This is a genomic window from Halomonas sp. TG39a, assembly GCF_000744395.1.
Lineage (GTDB): Bacteria > Pseudomonadota > Gammaproteobacteria > Pseudomonadales > Halomonadaceae > Vreelandella > Vreelandella ventosae_B.
The window spans coordinates 1,826,902-1,844,509 of sequence record NZ_JQLV01000001.1 but is presented as its reverse complement, the minus strand read 5'-3'; the positions used below and the strand labels follow the sequence as shown (position 1 = coordinate 1,844,509).

Annotated in this window: 17 protein-coding genes and 1 tRNA gene; 9 read left to right on the top strand and 9 right to left on the bottom strand. The window is 52.7% G+C overall.

What is annotated here, in order from left to right; genetic code table 11:
* Nucleotides 1-19: 19 nt before the first annotated feature.
* Together U738_RS08115 and U738_RS08110 are read left to right on the top strand one after the other, a co-directional pair.
* Entirely contained in the window at nt 20-478 is a 459-nt protein-coding gene (locus U738_RS08115; protein WP_035579090.1) for a universal stress protein, read from the top strand.
* Nucleotides 479-535: 57 nt separating this feature from the next.
* A complete protein-coding gene (locus U738_RS08110) occupies nt 536-2,029 on the top strand; it encodes an MFS transporter (protein ID WP_035579089.1) in 1,494 nt (497 codons plus the stop codon).
* A 198-nt stretch (nt 2,030-2,227) separates the two neighbouring features.
* On the opposite strand, the gene U738_RS08105 is transcribed toward U738_RS08110, so the two are convergent.
* The 4 genes from U738_RS08105 to U738_RS08090 form a co-directional block, all read right to left on the bottom strand.
* Nucleotides 2,228-2,304: transfer RNA gene (locus U738_RS08105), tRNA-Pro, on the bottom strand.
* A 132-nt stretch (nt 2,305-2,436) separates the two neighbouring features.
* Entirely contained in the window at nt 2,437-3,258 is an 822-nt protein-coding gene (locus U738_RS08100; RefSeq protein WP_035579086.1) for an inositol monophosphatase family protein, read from the bottom strand.
* A 94-nt stretch (nt 3,259-3,352) separates the two neighbouring features.
* Nucleotides 3,353-3,787: an anti-virulence regulator CigR family protein gene (locus U738_RS08095; protein WP_035579085.1), complete on the bottom strand. Its 435-nt coding sequence runs from the start codon at nt 3,785-3,787 to the stop codon at nt 3,353-3,355.
* Between the two features lie 132 nt (nt 3,788-3,919).
* The gene (locus U738_RS08090) at nt 3,920-4,414 is read right to left on the bottom strand and encodes a pilin (RefSeq protein ID WP_050713502.1); all 495 of its coding nucleotides are present in this window, start codon (nt 4,412-4,414) and stop codon (nt 3,920-3,922) included.
* Nucleotides 4,415-4,633: 219 nt separating this feature from the next.
* On the opposite strand from U738_RS08090, the gene pilB reads away from it, so the two are divergent.
* From pilB to U738_RS08060, 6 genes are all read left to right on the top strand, one after another.
* The gene (pilB, locus tag U738_RS08085) at nt 4,634-6,385 is read left to right on the top strand and encodes a type IV-A pilus assembly ATPase PilB (RefSeq protein ID WP_035579083.1); all 1,752 of its coding nucleotides are present in this window, start codon (nt 4,634-4,636) and stop codon (nt 6,383-6,385) included.
* Nucleotides 6,386-6,388: 3 nt separating this feature from the next.
* Nucleotides 6,389-7,621 carry a type II secretion system F family protein gene (locus tag U738_RS08080; protein WP_035579080.1) on the top strand — a complete coding sequence of 411 codons (1,233 nt, stop codon included), beginning with the start codon at nt 6,389-6,391 and terminating at the stop codon, nt 7,619-7,621.
* A gap of 48 nt (nt 7,622-7,669) precedes the next feature.
* The gene (locus U738_RS08075) at nt 7,670-8,515 is read left to right on the top strand and encodes a prepilin peptidase (RefSeq protein WP_035579078.1); all 846 of its coding nucleotides are present in this window, start codon (nt 7,670-7,672) and stop codon (nt 8,513-8,515) included.
* Nucleotides 8,516-8,599: 84 nt separating this feature from the next.
* Nucleotides 8,600-9,202 (top strand): dephospho-CoA kinase, encoded by a 603-nt coding sequence (coaE, locus tag U738_RS08070; RefSeq protein ID WP_035579076.1) that lies wholly within the window; start codon nt 8,600-8,602, stop codon nt 9,200-9,202.
* A gap of 34 nt (nt 9,203-9,236) precedes the next feature.
* Nucleotides 9,237-9,470 (top strand): DNA gyrase inhibitor YacG, encoded by a 234-nt coding sequence (gene yacG / locus U738_RS08065; RefSeq protein WP_022523595.1) that lies wholly within the window; start codon nt 9,237-9,239, stop codon nt 9,468-9,470.
* Nucleotides 9,471-9,481: 11 nt separating this feature from the next.
* Nucleotides 9,482-10,369 carry a DNA replication terminus site-binding protein gene (locus U738_RS08060; RefSeq protein ID WP_035579074.1) on the top strand — a complete coding sequence of 296 codons (888 nt, stop codon included), beginning with the start codon at nt 9,482-9,484 and terminating at the stop codon, nt 10,367-10,369.
* 39 nt (nt 10,370-10,408) lie between these two features.
* On the opposite strand, the gene U738_RS08055 is transcribed toward U738_RS08060, so the two are convergent.
* Nucleotides 10,409-10,750, bottom strand: a complete 342-nt coding sequence (locus tag U738_RS08055) for a hypothetical protein (RefSeq protein WP_035583345.1) — start codon at nt 10,748-10,750, stop codon at nt 10,409-10,411.
* A 387-nt stretch (nt 10,751-11,137) separates the two neighbouring features.
* Between U738_RS08055 and U738_RS08050 the strand changes: the two genes are divergently transcribed.
* Nucleotides 11,138-11,956, top strand: a complete 819-nt coding sequence (locus U738_RS08050) for a helix-turn-helix transcriptional regulator (protein WP_231896712.1) — start codon at nt 11,138-11,140, stop codon at nt 11,954-11,956.
* Nucleotides 11,957-12,045: 89 nt separating this feature from the next.
* Here the strand turns inward: U738_RS08050 and U738_RS08045 are convergent, their stop codons facing one another.
* The 4 genes from U738_RS08045 to U738_RS08030 form a co-directional block, all read right to left on the bottom strand.
* Nucleotides 12,046-12,420 carry a histone-like nucleoid-structuring protein, MvaT/MvaU family gene (locus U738_RS08045; protein WP_035579070.1) on the bottom strand — a complete coding sequence of 125 codons (375 nt, stop codon included), beginning with the start codon at nt 12,418-12,420 and terminating at the stop codon, nt 12,046-12,048.
* A 349-nt stretch (nt 12,421-12,769) separates the two neighbouring features.
* Nucleotides 12,770-14,449 carry a 30S ribosomal protein S1 gene (gene rpsA, locus U738_RS08040; RefSeq protein ID WP_008957327.1) on the bottom strand — a complete coding sequence of 560 codons (1,680 nt, stop codon included), beginning with the start codon at nt 14,447-14,449 and terminating at the stop codon, nt 12,770-12,772.
* 183 nt (nt 14,450-14,632) lie between these two features.
* Nucleotides 14,633-15,331, bottom strand: a complete 699-nt coding sequence (cmk, locus tag U738_RS08035) for a (d)CMP kinase (RefSeq protein WP_035579068.1) — start codon at nt 15,329-15,331, stop codon at nt 14,633-14,635.
* Complete coding sequence (locus U738_RS08030) at nt 15,324-17,603, bottom strand: bifunctional prephenate dehydrogenase/3-phosphoshikimate 1-carboxyvinyltransferase (protein ID WP_035579066.1); 2,280 nt, start codon at nt 17,601-17,603, stop codon at nt 15,324-15,326. The genes cmk and U738_RS08030 overlap by 8 nt, the downstream gene beginning before the upstream one ends.
* Nucleotides 17,604-17,608: the final 5 nt, after the last annotated feature.

Below are 17,608 nucleotides of genomic sequence, written 5' to 3'. Positions count from 1 at the left end.
CCCACTGCGGGAGGACACCATGAAAATCATGATCGCCTATGACGGTTCGCGAAACGCCAAACTGGCTCTCGCTCAGGTCGTCACTATGTTCCGCTGTAACCAACCATTGCTGGTACTGGTCGGCGTGGTGGAGAACCCACTCGACGCTACCGATAACAACGAGGCGCTTTTCCAGCAGGAGCACGATGAGGTTAAACAGCACCTTCAAGAGGGTGTGGCATTCGCCATCGGCGAGGGCTTCCAAGCCGAGCAGCTTCTCGCCGATGGGGATGCGCGCAAGATGTTGCTGCAGGCCACTCGCAAACTCTCGCCAGACCTACTGGTGATTGCCCGCCATAGCCATCAACCGGACGGCGGCATCATCGCCAAGTCATTGACTTATTTCGTCGATGAACTCGATTACATGACTTTCGGCAGCGTCAGCTCATTCCTGGCCCGGCGCGCCGAATGTCCCTTATTGATCCTACCCAGCCCTTGAGCAGCCCCTACCCCTCCTTTGGTAAAGACCACCTTTGGGACACAGGACGATACGACCATGAAAGTTTCCGCTGTATTCAAGTTTCGCAGCCCCGAGATCCGGGCCTTGCACCTGACCTGGATTGCCTTCTTTATTACCTTTTACGTGTGGTTCAACATGGCGCCGCTCGCGTCGAGCATGCTCAAGAGCGTCGACTGGCTGACCACAGATGATCTCAAGCTGTTCGCCATCTGCAACGTCGCCCTGACCATTCCCGCGCGCATCATCGTTGGCATGGCACTGGATCGGTTCGGCCCGCGACGGGTGTTCTCGGTGCTCATGGTCACTATGTCGCTACCGGCGCTGGCGTTTGCTTTCGGTAACAGCATGACGCAGCTGCTGGTGGCGCGCCTGGTACTGAGCTCGATTGGCGCCAGCTTCGTGGTCGGTATCCACATGACGGCGCTGTGGTTCAAGCCTAAGGACATCGGCTTCGCCGAAGGCTTCTACGCTGGTTGGGGTAACTTCGGCTCCGCCGTAGCCGCCATGTCGCTGCCAACCATCGCCCTGAGCATGTACGGCGGCCCCGATGGCTGGCGCTGGGCAATCGCCCAGAGCGCTATTGTTATGGCCGCTTACGGCGTTTACTACTGGTTCGCGATTACCGATGGCCCGGATGCCCAGGCTCACAGGAAGCCACGCAAATCCGCTGCCATGGAAGTGAGCTCCTGGGGCGATATGATCAAGCTGATCATCTGGACGGTTCCACTGGTCGGCGTACTCGCTATCCTGGTTTGGCGTATTCAGTATATGGGCTATCTATCAATCACCGGTGCGGTCATCGCCTATCTCGTCATTGTGGCGATCGTTATTTATCAGATCGTACAGATCCTGCGGGTCAACCTGCCAATCCTGCGTAAGGGGGTACCCGAAGATGATAAATACTCGTTCAACAGTGTGGCGGCGCTTAACAGCACCTATTTTGCCAACTTCGGCGCTGAGCTAGCAGTGGTATCGATGCTGCCCATGTTCTTTGAGGAGACCTGGGGCCTGAATGCCGCTACGGCCGGCCTGATCGCTGCGTCATTCGCGTTCGTCAATCTGGTGGCGCGCCCCATGGGCGGCATGGTTTCCGACCGCATGGGTAACAGGCGCTTTGTGATGCTGTGCTACATGTTTGGCATTAGCGTGGGGTTCTTGCTGATGGCCATGCTAAATTCGAGTTGGCCACTCATTCTGGCCATTGCGGTAACCATCGGCACCTCGATTTTCGTGCAAGGGGCTGAGGGGGCAACCTTCGGTATCATTCCCTCCATCAAGCGCCGCATCACTGGGCAAATCTCGGGCATGGCCGGTGCTTACGGTAATGTTGGCGCGGTGGTTTACCTAACCATCTTTACGTTTGTCACACCGTCGCAGTTCTTCTACATCATCGCGACCGGCGCCTTCATCAGTTGGGTTATCTGCCTAGTGTGGCTCAAGGAGCCAGAAGGCGCTTTCGATGACGAATACTACGTCTCTTCAGTCGATAGAGACATCGAAGAGCAAGCCCTACAGAATGCCAAGCCCTGAGTGCTCAGGCCATCTGTAAATAACAGACACACTCCAGGTCGCTTAGGCCTGGAGGATGTTTAATGACGAAAATGGAGAGGTCAGTCTTTGCTAATGCGACTAAGAATAAGCTGAAGTGGCTGAAATCGTAAGCCAGTTTTATCTCAAACAAAAAACCGCCGATTGGTTTTACCCAAATCGGCGGTTTTTAATAATCTTTGGTCGGAGCGACAGGATTCGAACCTGCGACCTTTGCAACCCCATTGCAACGCGCTACCAAGCTGCGCCACGCTCCGCTGTCTTTATTAGCCGCTACATCTTTGCCTCAAGACGGTGCGTATACTAGCGGTTTCTTAGATAAATGAAAAGCCCTTATAGCGCTTTCTTTTCAAGTATTTGTCACACACCGCTATAAATCTCGCCAGCCTTTAGGGCTTGCGTTGATCAGCCTCAAGCAACAGATAGGCCATGGCGTCATATACGCCGGGGGCCGTTACGATTAAATGATCCGGATAAAGGTCTTCTGGTACCGCTGGGGGCACAGGGTATAAGTGCCCTACTCGCGCGCCGGCTTCCCGTGCAATAACCCAGCCTGCAACAAAATCCCAGGGCGAAACACTTTCGTAGTACGCATCTAGGCGTCCACAGGCCACATCGCACAAATCGAGCGCTGCAGCGCCATTACGACGAACATCTTGGCACTCAAATAACACGGCTTCCAACCGCTTCAAAAGGTGCTTACGCTCCTCTTTACGATAGGGAAACCCCGTACCTACCAAGGTGTGGGCCAGTGAGTCTGCACTACTGGGCTGTATGGCTTTACCGTTGCAGAAAGCTCCTGTCCCTTCGGCTGCGCTAAAAGTTTCGCCTAAAAACGGCGCATGCACAACGCCCACCTTGGCAACACCCTCTTCCATCCAGCCAATGGAGACCGCTACATGGCGCAGCCCTTGGGCAAAATTAACCGTGCCATCAATAGGATCTACCACCCACAGCTTCGGCGCCGCTTCATGTAAAGCGCTCTCTGGGGCAAGCTCTTCACTCAGCCGCGCTTCACCCGGGAAGTGCTCCTCCAGGCGCTGACTAATAAGCTTATCCACGGCCACATCCACATCGGTGACCAGCTCATTATCCTTTTTTAAGCGCTGGGCAAAGTCCTGCTGCTCCCGCGCCTTGATGATCATCTGCCCGGCTTCTTCGGCAATAGCGATAGTAATTTCAAGACGTGCGGCTAGTGTGTGGTCGCTCATTGAATCTCCCTTTTGAACGCGATGATGCTGTGAGCCTCTACCATAAGCCGCCGAGATGTAATTTTCGAGTCAAACCGACTTCCGGGGGCAGGAGTTAGCGCAATACGTCTACTAACACATCTACCACGATGCGCGTGGCGGCTTCAATTAGTACCACATCGGCACCAACACGCTCCCACTCATAGCCTGGGTAGTGCGGCAATTGAGACGCTAACTGGCCATCAAATCGCTTGGCGATACCCGGGGGTAAGGGTTTGCCACGCTCAAGGTTGCGCTGAATACCTGGCGGCAACGATTCGGCTCGCGGTGCGTCATGCCGACGCAGCAGTTGGCGTAGCTCACGCTCGTTGATACGTGGCAGATCGACTCGCTCATCGCGGGATTGGCTAGGTCGGTTAGACTCATGCTGCTGGTGCTGCCCCTTATCACGGGCACCGTGGGCCGGGGCATGGTCAGGCTGGGCAAAGGCAGCGCTATTGAGTAGCAGCGCGCCAAGCGCACTCATGGCAATCAGTTTGATAGGGTTCACTGTAAGCTCCTCGCTTAAGGTCAGAGATTTCAGTGTAAAGAACAAATGCGGAGGAAGTATGGAAATAAAACAGTCGCTCCAAAGAGCGGCTGAAAAGTAAAAGAAAACTTGTCGACTGTAGTCTGAATCGGTTTAGTCTTGGCAGCCGCGCGGAAGGATATTGTCAGAAATAGTTGCGTCACAGGTCCAGCTTCCGCTGCTCGCATTTCTACTTAGTGACATTGTGTTTGATGCGCTATCCTCACCAGATGCAGCGTCCCCTATTGATCCAAAATTGAAGGTAATTGTAGGAGCATTGGTATTTAAGTCTGAATAAGTGACGGTATTTCCACCAGTCAGATCATCTTCATTAAAACCGACATAGTCTATGAACGCATTGTCTCCATCCCCTGTTTGAAATTCGGTAGAAGGATTCACCCCCGAAGCCACCGCAGCATCAAATCCTGTTTGTAAAGATTTTAAGGTGGAATATGCTGATGTCGCTTCAGCCCGCTGGATATAAGACTGATACTGCGGCACAGCCACAGCCGATAGAACGCCAATAATAGCGATAACGATCAGCAACTCAATCAACGTGAAGCCGCCTTGTTTGGCGTTATGTGTAATAGGTTGTGCAGCATTCGGCATGAAGGCATCTCCTGAGTGAGGAAAAGATAAGCCTTTATAAGGAGCTGTAATCCTTCAAAAGAATTACAAATAATTGCAATTACATTAGCTTACGCTAACTATTTTTTCAACGCACACTATTAACTTTATCGGCTTGGCCGGATTAGCCATTTAATGCCTGTAAACGCTGGTTTATAGTACAAGCAACATGCCTACATTGATGTGAAACAGGTTTTTTGGATGAGCCAGCCCCCCTCGTTAAGTCACGCCGCCGCGCGTGGCGGCCTGCGCGGCATTGCCCAGCGCTTGGTTAAGCACGACTTGCTGACCGGCGCACAGGCCGCCACGGCAGAAACAACCGCGTCGGATTTGGAAATCTCGCTACTTCAGCATGTTATCGAAAGTGGACTGGTCGACCCTATAAAAGCCACACTGGCCGCAGGCTGGGAGTATGGGTTGCCGGTCATTGACTTGGAGACTGTGCGGCTTGCCGCCCTGCCCCCGGCCTCTGACTACCCCACCAAAGTGCTGCAGAGCCTTAACGTTCTGCCTTTAGCACGGCACGGTCATCGACTCACGGTCGCGGTACCCTACCCGGCCACGTTGACGCAACTGGATGAATTGCAGATTGCCACGGGCCTTGGCGTTGAGGGCATCCTTGCGCCCGTTGATCAAATCACCGTCGCCCTCAATAGCTACCTGGCGCAAAACGAGCGCGGCATGTTGGATGAGCTCGACGATATTGATGATGTGGTTAGCTCGTTGAGCATTGTTCAGAATAACGACGGTAGCGAGGCCCCGCTGCTGGAAGAGTCTTCCCAAAATAGCGACGACGCGCCTATCGTCAAATTTGTGAATAAGATTCTGTTGGACGCTATCCGCCGGGGCGCCTCCGATATCCATTTCGAGTCCTACGAAACACTCTACCGGGTGCGTTTCCGTGTTGACGGTATGCTAACAGAAGTGGCTCGGCCTCCCTTCGCCATGCGCAACCGTATCGCGGCCCGTCTGAAAATCATGGCGCACCTCGATATTGCCGAGCGCCGCTTACCCCAGGATGGAACGATAAAAATTAAGCTTTCCCGCACCCGCTCGCTGGATTTCCGGGTTAACTCACTGCCTACCGTCTATGGCGAAAAGCTGGTGCTGCGGATTTTAGACCCCACCACAGCGCAGCTGGGTATTGAGCAATTAGGCTTCACCGACGAACAGCGTGGCCATTATGAACGAGCGCTAAAACAGCCCCAAGGCATGATCCTGGTCACCGGCCCCACCGGTAGCGGCAAGACCGTTTCGCTGTATACCGGCATTAATATTCTTAATAAAGTTGAGCGCAATATATGCACCGCCGAAGATCCGGTTGAGATCAAAGTCGCCGGCATCAACCAGGTGAGCGTATTACCTAAAATCGGCCTCGATTTTGCCAGCGCGCTCAGAGCGTTTCTGCGCCAAGATCCTGATGTAGTCATGGTCGGGGAGATTCGCGACCTTGAGACAGCCGAAATTGCCGTTAAAGCAGCCCAGACAGGACACTTGGTGCTCTCCACGGTACATACTAACTCCGCGGCAGAAACACTGACGCGACTGGCTAATATGGGCGTCTCCTCGTTTAACATTGCCAGCGCCGTAAGTTTGATTATTGCTCAACGGCTGGCGCGCAAACTATGTACATACTGCAAAGAGCCCATTGAGATTCCCCACGAAGCGCTGCGTAAAGAAGGCTTTAGCAGCGCAGAGCTCCACCAGTCGACTACTTACAAACCGGTCGGTTGCAAACGCTGCACCCAAGGCTACAAAGGCCGCATTGGTATTTATGAGGTAGTACCCATTACGGAAGCGATGCGCCAGTTGATTATGCGTGATGCCAATGCACTCGATATTGACCAACAGGCGCGCAAGGAGGGCTATCCAAGCCTTCACCGCAGCGGGTTATTAAAAGTCATGCAGGGTATTACCAGCCTGGAAGAGGTTAACCGAGTAAGCAAGGAGTAAGGCATGGCTAAAACGGCACGTCGTCGCCAAACGCCCGCCATCAAGCTAGTACGCTGGAAATGGAGTGGTAAAGGCCCGCGGAATAGGCCGCTAAGCGGAGAGATGATTGGCCGCAGTAAAGCTGAAGTAGCCGCTGAGCTAACCAAGCAGGGTATTGTTATCCGCCGGATTAGTAAAAAGGGCACCCTGGGTGGCAGCGGTCGCATTAATCCCAACGATGTCATGGTCTTTGCGCGCCAAATGGCCACTATGATTCGCGCGAGCATTCCCTTACTGCAGGCGCTTCAGGTGGTGGCTGAGAGTCTCAAAAAGCCCGCCATGGTCGCCCTGGTTCAGCATATGATGAGCGATGTCTCGTCGGGCTCAAGCTTCTCTGACGCCTTGCGCCGCCACCCAAAGCAGTTTGATCGGCTGTTTGTTAACCTTGTCGACGCTGGCGAACAGTCGGGTGCGCTGGATCAGATGCTTGATCGTATTGCGACCTATAAAGAGAAGGTTGAGTCGCTGAAGGCGCGGGTCAAGAAAGCACTTTGGTATCCCACCGCCGTTATGACGATCGGTATTGCAGTGACCATGCTGCTGTTAATCAAAGTGGTACCTGAATTTGAAAGTATGTTCCAAAGTTTTGGCGCTGAACTGCCTGCATTGACCCAGATGACCGTGAATTTATCCGAGCTTGCCCAGCATTATTGGCTAGCAGCGCTCGTCGCAGTGGTTGCCGCTGGGCTTCTGCTCACACTAAGTATTCAGCGCTCACCTAATGTCGCCTACCGGATGCACGCACTGCTGCTTCGGTTACCGATCATTGGCGATATCATGCATAAATCTGCCATCGCCCGTTTTTCGCGCACGTTAGCGACCACCTTTGCCTCCGGCGTACCGCTCGTTGAAGGCTTAGACACCGCCGCGGGCGCCACAGGCAATAAAGTTTACGAGCGCGCAGTAATACAAACGCGCCAGGACGTAGCCACCGGGCAACAGCTACACTTCGCCATGCGGATGACCAACCGCTTCCCCCCCTTAGCGGTTCAAATGGTCAGCATCGGTGAAGAAGCGGGGTCGCTTGATGCCATGCTCAATCGCGTGGCTGATTATTACGAAGAAGAAGTCGACAATAAAGTCGATGCCCTCACCTCGCTGATGGAACCGGTTATTATTGTGGTACTTGGAGTACTCGTCGGCGGTGTGGTTGTCTCTATGTATTTACCCATCTTCGACTTGGGCTCTGCCCTCTAAGCGTCAAATGCTTAAACAACGCTAATTTCAAGAAGCCTAAGGAGCTCCATGCATCACCCTCCGTTTATTCTGTGGTTAATCGTTTTATTGATGGGACTATGCCTGGGCAGTTTTCTAAATGTGGTGATTACGCGCCTGCCGGTGATGCTGATGCGCGGCTGGCGTAACGAAGCCCGCGAAGCACTTGAGCTTAGCGCCGAACACTCACCACGCTTTAATTTGACTACGCCTGGCTCCATGTGCCCACGCTGCGAAACCCCTATAGCATGGCACGACAACCTACCGCTGATCGGCTGGATAAAGCGCCGCGGGCGCTGTGCTGCGTGCCAAACGCCTATTAGCATTCAATACCCGCTGGTAGAAATAGCCGGTGGCTTACTGGCCATGGCAGTGCTAGCGCTCCACGGGCTTTCTGCAGAATCAGTCTTCGTTTATGGCGCCTGCCTGATGCTGTTAGTGCTCGCCGTGATCGACTTTCGCACCCAGCTACTGCCCGATGTCATCACCCTCCCCTTACTTTGGGCAGGGTTACTGTTTCAGCTCCTCTTCCAGCCACTTATGCTACAGAGTGCCGTTATCGGCGCAATGGTAGGCTATCTTTCACTGTGGAGTTTTTATTGGCTATTCAAACTGGTCACCGGCAAAGAGGGAATGGGCTATGGCGACTTTAAGCTCCTAGCAGCGCTAGGCGCCTGGCTGGGATGGAGTTTTTTACCGCTGATTTTGCTACTTTCCGCAGGCCTTGGGGCCATTGTTGGACTGGTTGCCCAAGCCTGTTCACCACGCTTGCGCGGCACACCGTTTCCCTTTGGTCCTTTTCTTGCCCTCGCGGGCTGGGTTGCGTTGCTAGTCGGTGATGAAATAATGGTGCTATATCTCAGCCTGCTTATGTAAATATAAGCGATGTGAAGCTCAACTATATAAAAACTCAGCTATATAAAATTTAGCTATGTAAAAGTTAGCTAAGCGAGGCAGCAGATGATTATCGGATTAACGGGTGGCATTGGGTCGGGTAAATCGACCGTTGCACGCGCCTTCGAAACACTAGGCGCCGCCTGGGTCGATGCCGACGATGTCGCCAGGGAGATAGTCTTACCTGGGGAACCGGCACTATTAGCCATTAAAAAACGCTTCGGTGATCGGGTTATGCATGAGGATGGCACCCTTAATCGTGCCGCCCTACGCGAGATTATTTTTAACGATCCAGCACAGCGGGAGTGGCTAGAATCTGTCACACACCCCGAAATAAGGCAGCGACTATTGCAGCATTTAGAGCGACTTAAAACCCAGGGCGCACCCTATGCGCTGCTTGTGTCACCATTACTGTTTGAGTCGGGACAAAATGCGCTAGTTAATCGTGCAGTGGTTGTCGACGTGCCACAAGCGCTACAATTATCCAGAACCCAGCAGCGTGATGGGGTGAGTGAAAGCCAGGTGCGTGCTATTCTCGCCGCCCAACTTTCCCGCGAACAACGGCTAGCAAAGGCAGATGACGTGATAGATAACAGCGGTGACCACGCCAGCATGATGAAACAAGTGGCACTGCTTGATAAAAGTTACCGTCGACAGCTCAACTACTGAAATATCGCGCTTGTTAACGCAATTGGAGTTTTTTATGGCTCGCCCTGCAAACGATTCCCCGCTAGAAGTTAATTGCCCGCAGTGCGCTAAGCGCGTGCCCTGGTTACCAGAAAGCACTTATCGACCATTCTGCAGCAAGCGCTGCCAACTGTTAGATTTGGGCGCCTGGGCAGATGAGTCGCACCGCATATCGGGCGAATCCGCAATGGATGAAGCCGATATAGAAACACTGCTGGCGCAGGCCGACAAGGATGCACCGCTCACCTAAAGGCACTGACTATGGCCGATAAACACGTTAATCCATCATCGCCTTCGGCCTATCAACTGCTGCTTCAATTAGAGCAGCAGTTTGATCATCTACTTGAAACCATTGAAACCGCTGTCTTGCTATATGAACAGCAGCCATTGGCTACGTGGGTCTTTCATCAAACGAAACCGTCTAGCGACTGGCTGCGTAAAGCCCTGTTCGATATGTGGCATGAGCAGGATCAAGATGGCCGTGAGACACGCAATTATATTGCCGTAGTGGCTGCTAATGACGAACTGCTAAAGGCAATAGGCGCCGTTAATCAAGCCAAAGCCAGCTTTAGCGAGCTACTGCAGCATATTAAACAGGCATTCCCACAGGCACTTAGCGATGCCAAAAGCCGTTTGCCTCAACGCCATCCTCACGTTGATGAAGTGTTACGCCGCAATGGGCTTGCCCGCTTGCACCTTAAACAGAGCTGGCGGCAGTTACCTATCGCACAGGCGCCTGTTTCACGGGTTCGTTTTGCTTGGTACAGCAGCGGTCGCTCTATTAAACGCCTGTCCGTGCAAGAGGCTGAACATAAGCTTTTGCAGCTTGATACCGATGCGCCGCATATTCGTATTCAGCTACGCAAACTCGCTGGCATACCAAGCGACGAAGCACTCGCTCAGGTACAAACTCAGGCCCCGCTAATGCGGGCTAACCTGTTTTTTACCGAGCCACTTGATGATGGGCATACACGACGGGCATTGAACGCCGCCATGCCGATCTTTGTGCCTGACAATAACCAACGGCTGCCCCATATTAACCTACCTGCACAAGAGCCCCCCACCACCCGCACACGGGCACGACGACGAGACGAGAAACTAGAGCAAGATGTGTTTTTGCCCAGCTTGCGAGTTTATCGCTACCGTTAGCGCAGAAGCGCATCTGCGATGTTGGGTGACACAGTAGAACTAGCTACCCGGCACGACATCCTGCTGCCATAGCCCACAACCAAGTAGCGTTTCAATCAGCTCGGCCAGATCCAAATGATCCACACCGTACTCGCTCAACAAAGCCTCAAAACGCTGTCTGAACATGCGCTCCTGCTCTTGTTGGTGCTCCTTCTGCTGGGTTTCTACATCTTCTTGTTCCAATGCAGCAAGCGAGCGAACCGGTGGGCCGGTCGGTATATCGAAATTGCTCTCTGGGTCATCTAATTGGCGTAAAGCCTCCGCAAAGGCATCGTCTAATTCACGAAACTTACGTAGCTTTTCACGCTCATCTACCGGCTTTTGAACCTTTTGATATTTCATCGATGTTTCATTTACACCTTGCTTGAAATGGTCGATATGACTGCCAATATAGCTTTTTTTGGCAAAAACTGTGCACAAACGCGTAAAGATAGCGAGCAAACTTGCCTTTGTTACCCAATTGCAAGCATAAAGGCAGCATCAATAGGTATATAAGGGTAACAAGCACACTTATCAAACACGGCACAGTCAGCGACAACTTATTAATCGATGCTTAGCATCAACATTACCTACAAGTAGCCTGAATAGAGATTCAACGCTCATCTGTAGGCTGAACTGTATTCCTTTCAGCCAGGTTACCAACACTAACGCACTGGGAGAGTGCACTACAGGCGAGATAAGCACGACCTGTACGATTCACGCATGAGAGGCCAGATAATGTTCAACGCAATGACACGAGCTGAGATCTGGCTGCAGGATACACTGGATAAGCCGCTCGGTATCGAAGACCTTGCTAATCACATAGGGTATTCGTCTTCCCAAGTTCGGCGCCAATTTCGCCAAAGCTTCCACATATCACCTAGCGCCTATCGTGAAATAAGGCGGCTGGAGCGCGCGGCGGTGTTGCTAGGGCTTACTCCTCTCAATATAGCGCAAATTGCGATCCGCTGTGGTTATCATAACCACTCATCGTTTTCACGGGCGTTTCAACGTCGTTACCAGTTGAGTCCGCGCAACTTTCGGCAAACACTGAAAGCGACTCTCCACAACCCGACGCCTGGTCATGGCTTTAACACGCGTATCGAAAAAAGTAATGGCCGCCAAATGATCCTAATGCGCCTCTACAAAGCTCCCGAGCTTATTAAGGGGCTAGGGGAAGCCAGCTATCATAATAAGCAGCTAGCGTGCATACAGGCGCGCCTGCGGCTATCAAAGACCATCATTGCACTACCCGACATACTCGCAGATAGAATTAGTGCGCTTAATAATGAATCGTTTCATGCTTACCGTACCGACTTTGGCCTTTACCTGGCGGAGACGGACAATGCACAAGATATTGCCCTGCCCGTTCCCTATCGACGGGTCGACATTCCCACCCATTACTACGCAAGCACGTGCTTTGATACTTTAGCGGATCTGTATGGCGCTTTGACGCAGACCATCATGTATCTACTACACAGGCAAAACGCTTACCACGTTAGCGGCCACCCACCTCAGGTATTATGGAAAGCAAATCATTTAGAACTTCGCATCCCATTAATAAGCTAGCAGCGTTGATACCGGCACTGAGGCATAGCTAAAGCATATACCAATAAAAAACCGGCATTTCTATACAGAAATGCCGGTTTTTAGCTAACTTAGTCTTCCATACGCTCCAACCAAGATTCGACGGTTTCATCGCCATACTGGTCTTTCCAGCTACGCAGGCCTTTATGGTTGCCACCGCGAGTTTCGATCACTTCCCCTGTCTTGGGGTTTTTGTAAATCTTAAGACGACGCTTACGGCGGGCATTGCCACTCGCCGTGGTTTTAGTATTGCGCTGGTCAGCAGCAGGATCTAATAAGGCAATGACATCGCCCGGACGTTTGCCGAACTCAGTCATTAGCGCTTCAAGTTTGGCCTTAAATTCCAACTCGCTTTTTAGGCGCTGATCGCCTTCTAAGCGCTGTAGATCTTCTTGAAGCTGCTTTAGCTGCTGTTCTTTTTGGATATATTCGTTAAGTAATGACATCGGGGTTCCTTTAATATCGTATCCAACTGAACGGGGTTCAACTGAATGAGATCCAACTGGCTTAGGTGCAGATTGACAGCCTTTGCACCCACTAGTTCAGAATGCAGGGACATTATTCCTGTAAAAAGAGTAACTGACAACAGTCTAGTTGATTTTCACTCAATTACTAATCGTTTTTTTAAAACTCAATTGCCGTTTAAAGAGATTAACCCAACTAGCATATGACGACTATGCGAACCAATCTGCCGAGCTATTACATGCGTTCAATTACTACAAAGCGGTCAACCACCACAAACAAAAGCGCCGCCCATAAGGGCGGCGCTTTTACAAACCAATAACTAATCGATAATTAGTCTTGGCCCATTTGCTGCTTGATCAAATCACCGATGGTGGTCGGGCCACCCGCTGTTTCCGGCTCTTGCTCACGCATTTTCTTCAGGTTCTGACGCGTATCGTCCTGGTCTTTCGCTTTTACCGACAGATTAATCTGACGGCTCTTGCGATCAACGCTGACAATACGAGCTTCGACGCTGTCGCCTTCATTCAGCACATTGCGCGCGTCTTCTACGCGGTCAGCACTGATTTCAGAGGCTTTCAGCACAGCAATAACGTCAGTCGCCAATTCAACTTGAGCTTCTTTAGCATCAACTTCAATAACGCGACCCGTTACAATGCTGCCCTTATCGTTGACTGACAGGTACTCAGCAACGGGGTCAGAATCCATCTGCTTGATGCCCAGCGAGATGCGCTCACGCTCAGGATCAATAGATAGAATAACGGCTTCAGCTTCGTCGCCTTTCTTAAAGCTGCGTACGGCTTCTTCGCCAGTATCAGTCCAAGAAATGTCAGACAAGTGAACCAGACCGTCAATACCGCCTTCTAGGCCGATAAAGATACCGAAGTCAGTAATTGACTTAATGGTACCGGAAACGCGATCGCCCTTGTTGTAGTCAGTGTTGAAGGTTTCCCACGGGTTAGCAGTACACTGCTTGATACCCAGAGAAATACGACGACGCTCTTCGTCGATATCCAACACCATGACGTCAACATCATCGCCAACTTGCACGACTTTAGACGGATGGATGTTTTTGTTAGTCCAGTCCATTTCAGACACGTGAACCAGACCTTCAACACCCTCTTCCAGCTCGGCAAAGCAGCCGTAGTCAGTCAAGTTAGTGACGACCGCGTGCACTTTCATGCCTTCCGGGTAACGCTCTTTAATGTTGACCCACGGATCTTCGCCCAACTGCTTCAGACCCAGTGAAACGCGATTGCGCTCACGGTCAAACTTCAGAACTTTGACGTTGATCTCGTCGCCAACGGCAACGATTTCGGACGGATGCTTGATACGCTTCCACGCCATGTCTGTAATATGCAGCAGGCCGTCAACACCACCCAGGTCTACGAAAGCGCCGTAGTCTGTCAGGTTCTTAACGATACCCTTGATTTGCTGACCTTCTTGCAGAGTTGCCAGCAGCGCTTCGCGCTCGGCACTGTTCTCTGCTTCCAGAACCGCACGACGTGATACTACAACGTTGTTGCGTTTCGGATCGAGCTTGATGACTTTGAAGTCCAGCTCTTTGTTTTCCAGGTGCGCAGTGTCACGAACTGGACGAACATCAACCAGCGAGCCCGGAAGGAAGGCGCGGATAGAGTCAACTTCGACCGTGAAGCCGCCTTTAACCTTACCGTTAATAACGCCCTTAATGATTTCGTCTTTCTCGAAGGCTGCTTCAAGAATCTTCCAAGCTTCTGCACGCTTGGCTTTTTCACGAGACAGACGCGTTTCACCGAAACCATCTTCTACGGCTTCAAGTGCAACGTGCACGTCGTCACCGATAGCGATGTTCAGATTACCGTGTTCATCGCGGAATTGTGACGCAGGGATCTGACCTTCAGATTTCAGACCAGCGTTGACAGTAACCCAGTCACCGTCAATGTCGACAACCTGGGCCGCGACAATAGCGCCTGGCTCCATGTTGATGTCGTTAAGAGACTGTTCAAACAGCTCAGCAAAGCTTTCGCTCATGGTGTTCCTACGTAATTACGTTGTTGAGGCATAAATGCCTTCTCCGCACCACCAGCAAGTGCGGGCCTAATGTCACTCAGCTTTTGGAGGTGTTAACGCTGGTTAGACCTGACCGGGCTCACCGATGTGAGTTTAGTGCCCTGCCACGTCGTGACACCTATCCAAAAACGCCGCAAGGGAGAATCACACGCCGCTTACCAGCCCTCTTTGGGCGAGCAGTTCGGTCAGTCGATCAACCACTTCCGGTATGCTCAGGCGCGTGGTATCAAGCGTAATGGCATCATCTGCCGGCTTGAGAGGAGCCACACTACGTTGCGTGTCGCGTGCATCGCGTGCCTGAATCTCCTTTAAAAGACTCGAAAGACTAGCATCCACCCCGGCTTCCTGCAACTGCAGATGACGGCGACGTGCCCTTTCATCGGCACTGGCCGTCAAAAAAATCTTTAGTGGGGCATCGGGAAAGACCACCGTTCCCATATCACGGCCATCCGCCACCAAACCTGGCGCTTGGCAAAAATCACGCTGCCGCTGTAGCAGGGCTTGTCGCACTGCAGGCAGTGCCGCCACTTGGGAAGCGCGCTCGCCGGCCTGTTCGGTGCGAATAACCTGGCCAACATCTTCACCTTCAAGCAGCGTACGTGGCTGCCCCTCTTCAACAGGAAACGCCACATCTAGCTGTTCTGCCAAACGTGCCAGACCCAACTCATCGTCAACGGCTACGTTGTGCTTAACCGCAGCTTGAGCCGTCAGTCGATAAAGTGCACCACTATCGAGAAGATGCCAGCCTAAGCGCTCTGCCACCAAGCCACTGATCGTACCTTTACCTGCGCCGCCAGGGCCATCAATGGTGAGAACAGGAGCAGTAGCAACACGATCACTCATGCGCGCCCTCCACACTAACGCCCATGCCAATACGCGTGGCTAATTCGACAAAGTCAGGGAATGAGGTCGCCACATTAGCGCAGTCTTCAATCACAATTTCTGCACTTGCGCGTAGCGATGAAATCGCAAACGCCATGGCAATACGGTGATCGCCCAGGCTATCGACACGCCCACCGCCGTAACTCGCTTTTTGACCATCGCCATTGCCGACGATATCAATGCCGTCTTCAACAACAGTGTGCTGCACACCTAACACAACCAAGCCATCGGCCATGGCCTGAATGCGATCAGACTCTTTGACGCGTAGCTCTTCGGCACCTCTAAGACGTGTCACGCCTTCAGCGTTAGCGGCGGCAATAAACAGTGCAGGGAATTCATCAATCGCTAACGGCACTTGATCTTCGGGAATATCAATACCTTTCAACGGTGCATAGCGGATACGAATATCAGCCACCGGCTCCCCACCCACTTCGCGCTCGTTCTCTAGCGCTAAATTCGCCCCCATCAGGGTAAGAATATTGATCACGCCAATCCGAGTGGGGTTAATACCTACGTGCTCAAGGGTAATATCAGCGCCTGGGGTAATGGCAGCGGCCACTAAGAAGAAGGTAGCGGATGAGATATCCGAAGGCACATCAATGGGGCCTGCGGTGAGTTTGCCGCCCCCTTTGAGCCAGCAGGTATCACCTTCACGGGAAACTGCATAGCCAAAACCATTGAGCATACGCTCGGTGTGGTCGCGGGTCGGCGCAGGTTCGCGCACCCGAGTTTCGCCTTCGGCGTAAAGCCCCGCCAGCAACAGGCAAGATTTTACCTGTGCACTGGCCATGGGCATATCGTAATGGATGCCTTTAAGCTTGGCGCCACCGCGAATCTTCAGTGGCGGGCGCCCGCCCTCAGCGGTATCAATGGTTGCGCCCATCAAGCGCAGCGGGTCAGCCACACGCCCCATAGGCCGCTTGGTTAGTGATTCATCGCCGGTCAGCTCGCTATCAAACGCCTGGCCTGCCAGCAGCCCTGAAAACAGCCGCATCGCGGTGCCCGAGTTACCCACATAGAGCGGGCCAGCGGGGGCTTTTAAGCCATGCATACCGACACCATGAATGGTGACCTTACCCTGATGCGGCCCTTCAATCGCCACGCCCATTTCACGAAATGCCTGCAGAGTCGCCAGACTATCTTCACCTTCCAGAAAGCCTTTTACTTCAGTGACGCCTTCCGCCAACGCGCCCAACATAATAGAGCGGTGCGACATGGATTTATCGCCCGGTACGCGCAAGCGCCCCTGGGCTTGACCGCCCGGCTGCACACGGTAGGTGACCTTACCTTGTGGTTGCATATGATATTCCGCCTGATAACTGGTTTTATTCAATAAGGAGTCGAAATAGTGCCGGGCATGGCTGGCCCGATCAAAGGTGGCAATCAGCGCATCGCTGTCACCGGCTTCTACCGCTTGACGCAAGCGCGAAAGCCCCGCTTCAAAATCATCCAGGGAGGCTAAAACCGCCTGCTTATTGGCAATGAAAATATCCCGCCACATCACCGGGTCGCTTCCCGCAATACGGGTAAAATCGCGAAAACCGCCCGCTGCGTAACGGAAAATATCGAGGCGCTCATCCTGGCGGGCCAGCGTATCCACCAGTGAAAAAGCTAGCAGGTGCGGCAAATGGCTGGTACGCGCCAGCACCTGGTCATGGCGCTCTACATCCATTTCCAGCACATCGGCACCACAGGCTTCCCATAAGCAGCGCACGCGCTGCAAAGCTTCACGGTCGACGTTCAGCTCAGGTGTCAAAATAACCTTGTGGTCTACATACAAACGCGGATTCGCCGCTGCCACACCGCTTTTTTCTGAACCGGCAATAGGGTGCCCCAGCACCATATTAGTGGGTACCTGGCCAAATACACGCTGAGCGCAGGCGCGGATAGTCGCCTTGGTACTACCAACATCGGTAATCACAACGTCAGCCGACGCGTTAGGTAGCGCTTCGGCCAAGCTTGCCATCACGCTCTCCATGGCGAGCACCGGCACCGCTAGCACTACCATTGTGGCGTCATTGACTTGCTCATCAAGGTGGGTACCGCCTGAGTCGATCAGCCCCATCTCAATACCGCGTGCAATCTCAGCTTCGTCAGGGTCACAGGCAACAATTTGACCCTGAAACCTTACCGCGCGCAGCGCTGCCGCTAGCGAACCACCAATTAAACCCAAGCCAACAATTAATAACCGCGACTCATGACAGCCCGATGTTTTTACACTGTCTCCGACCATTAATG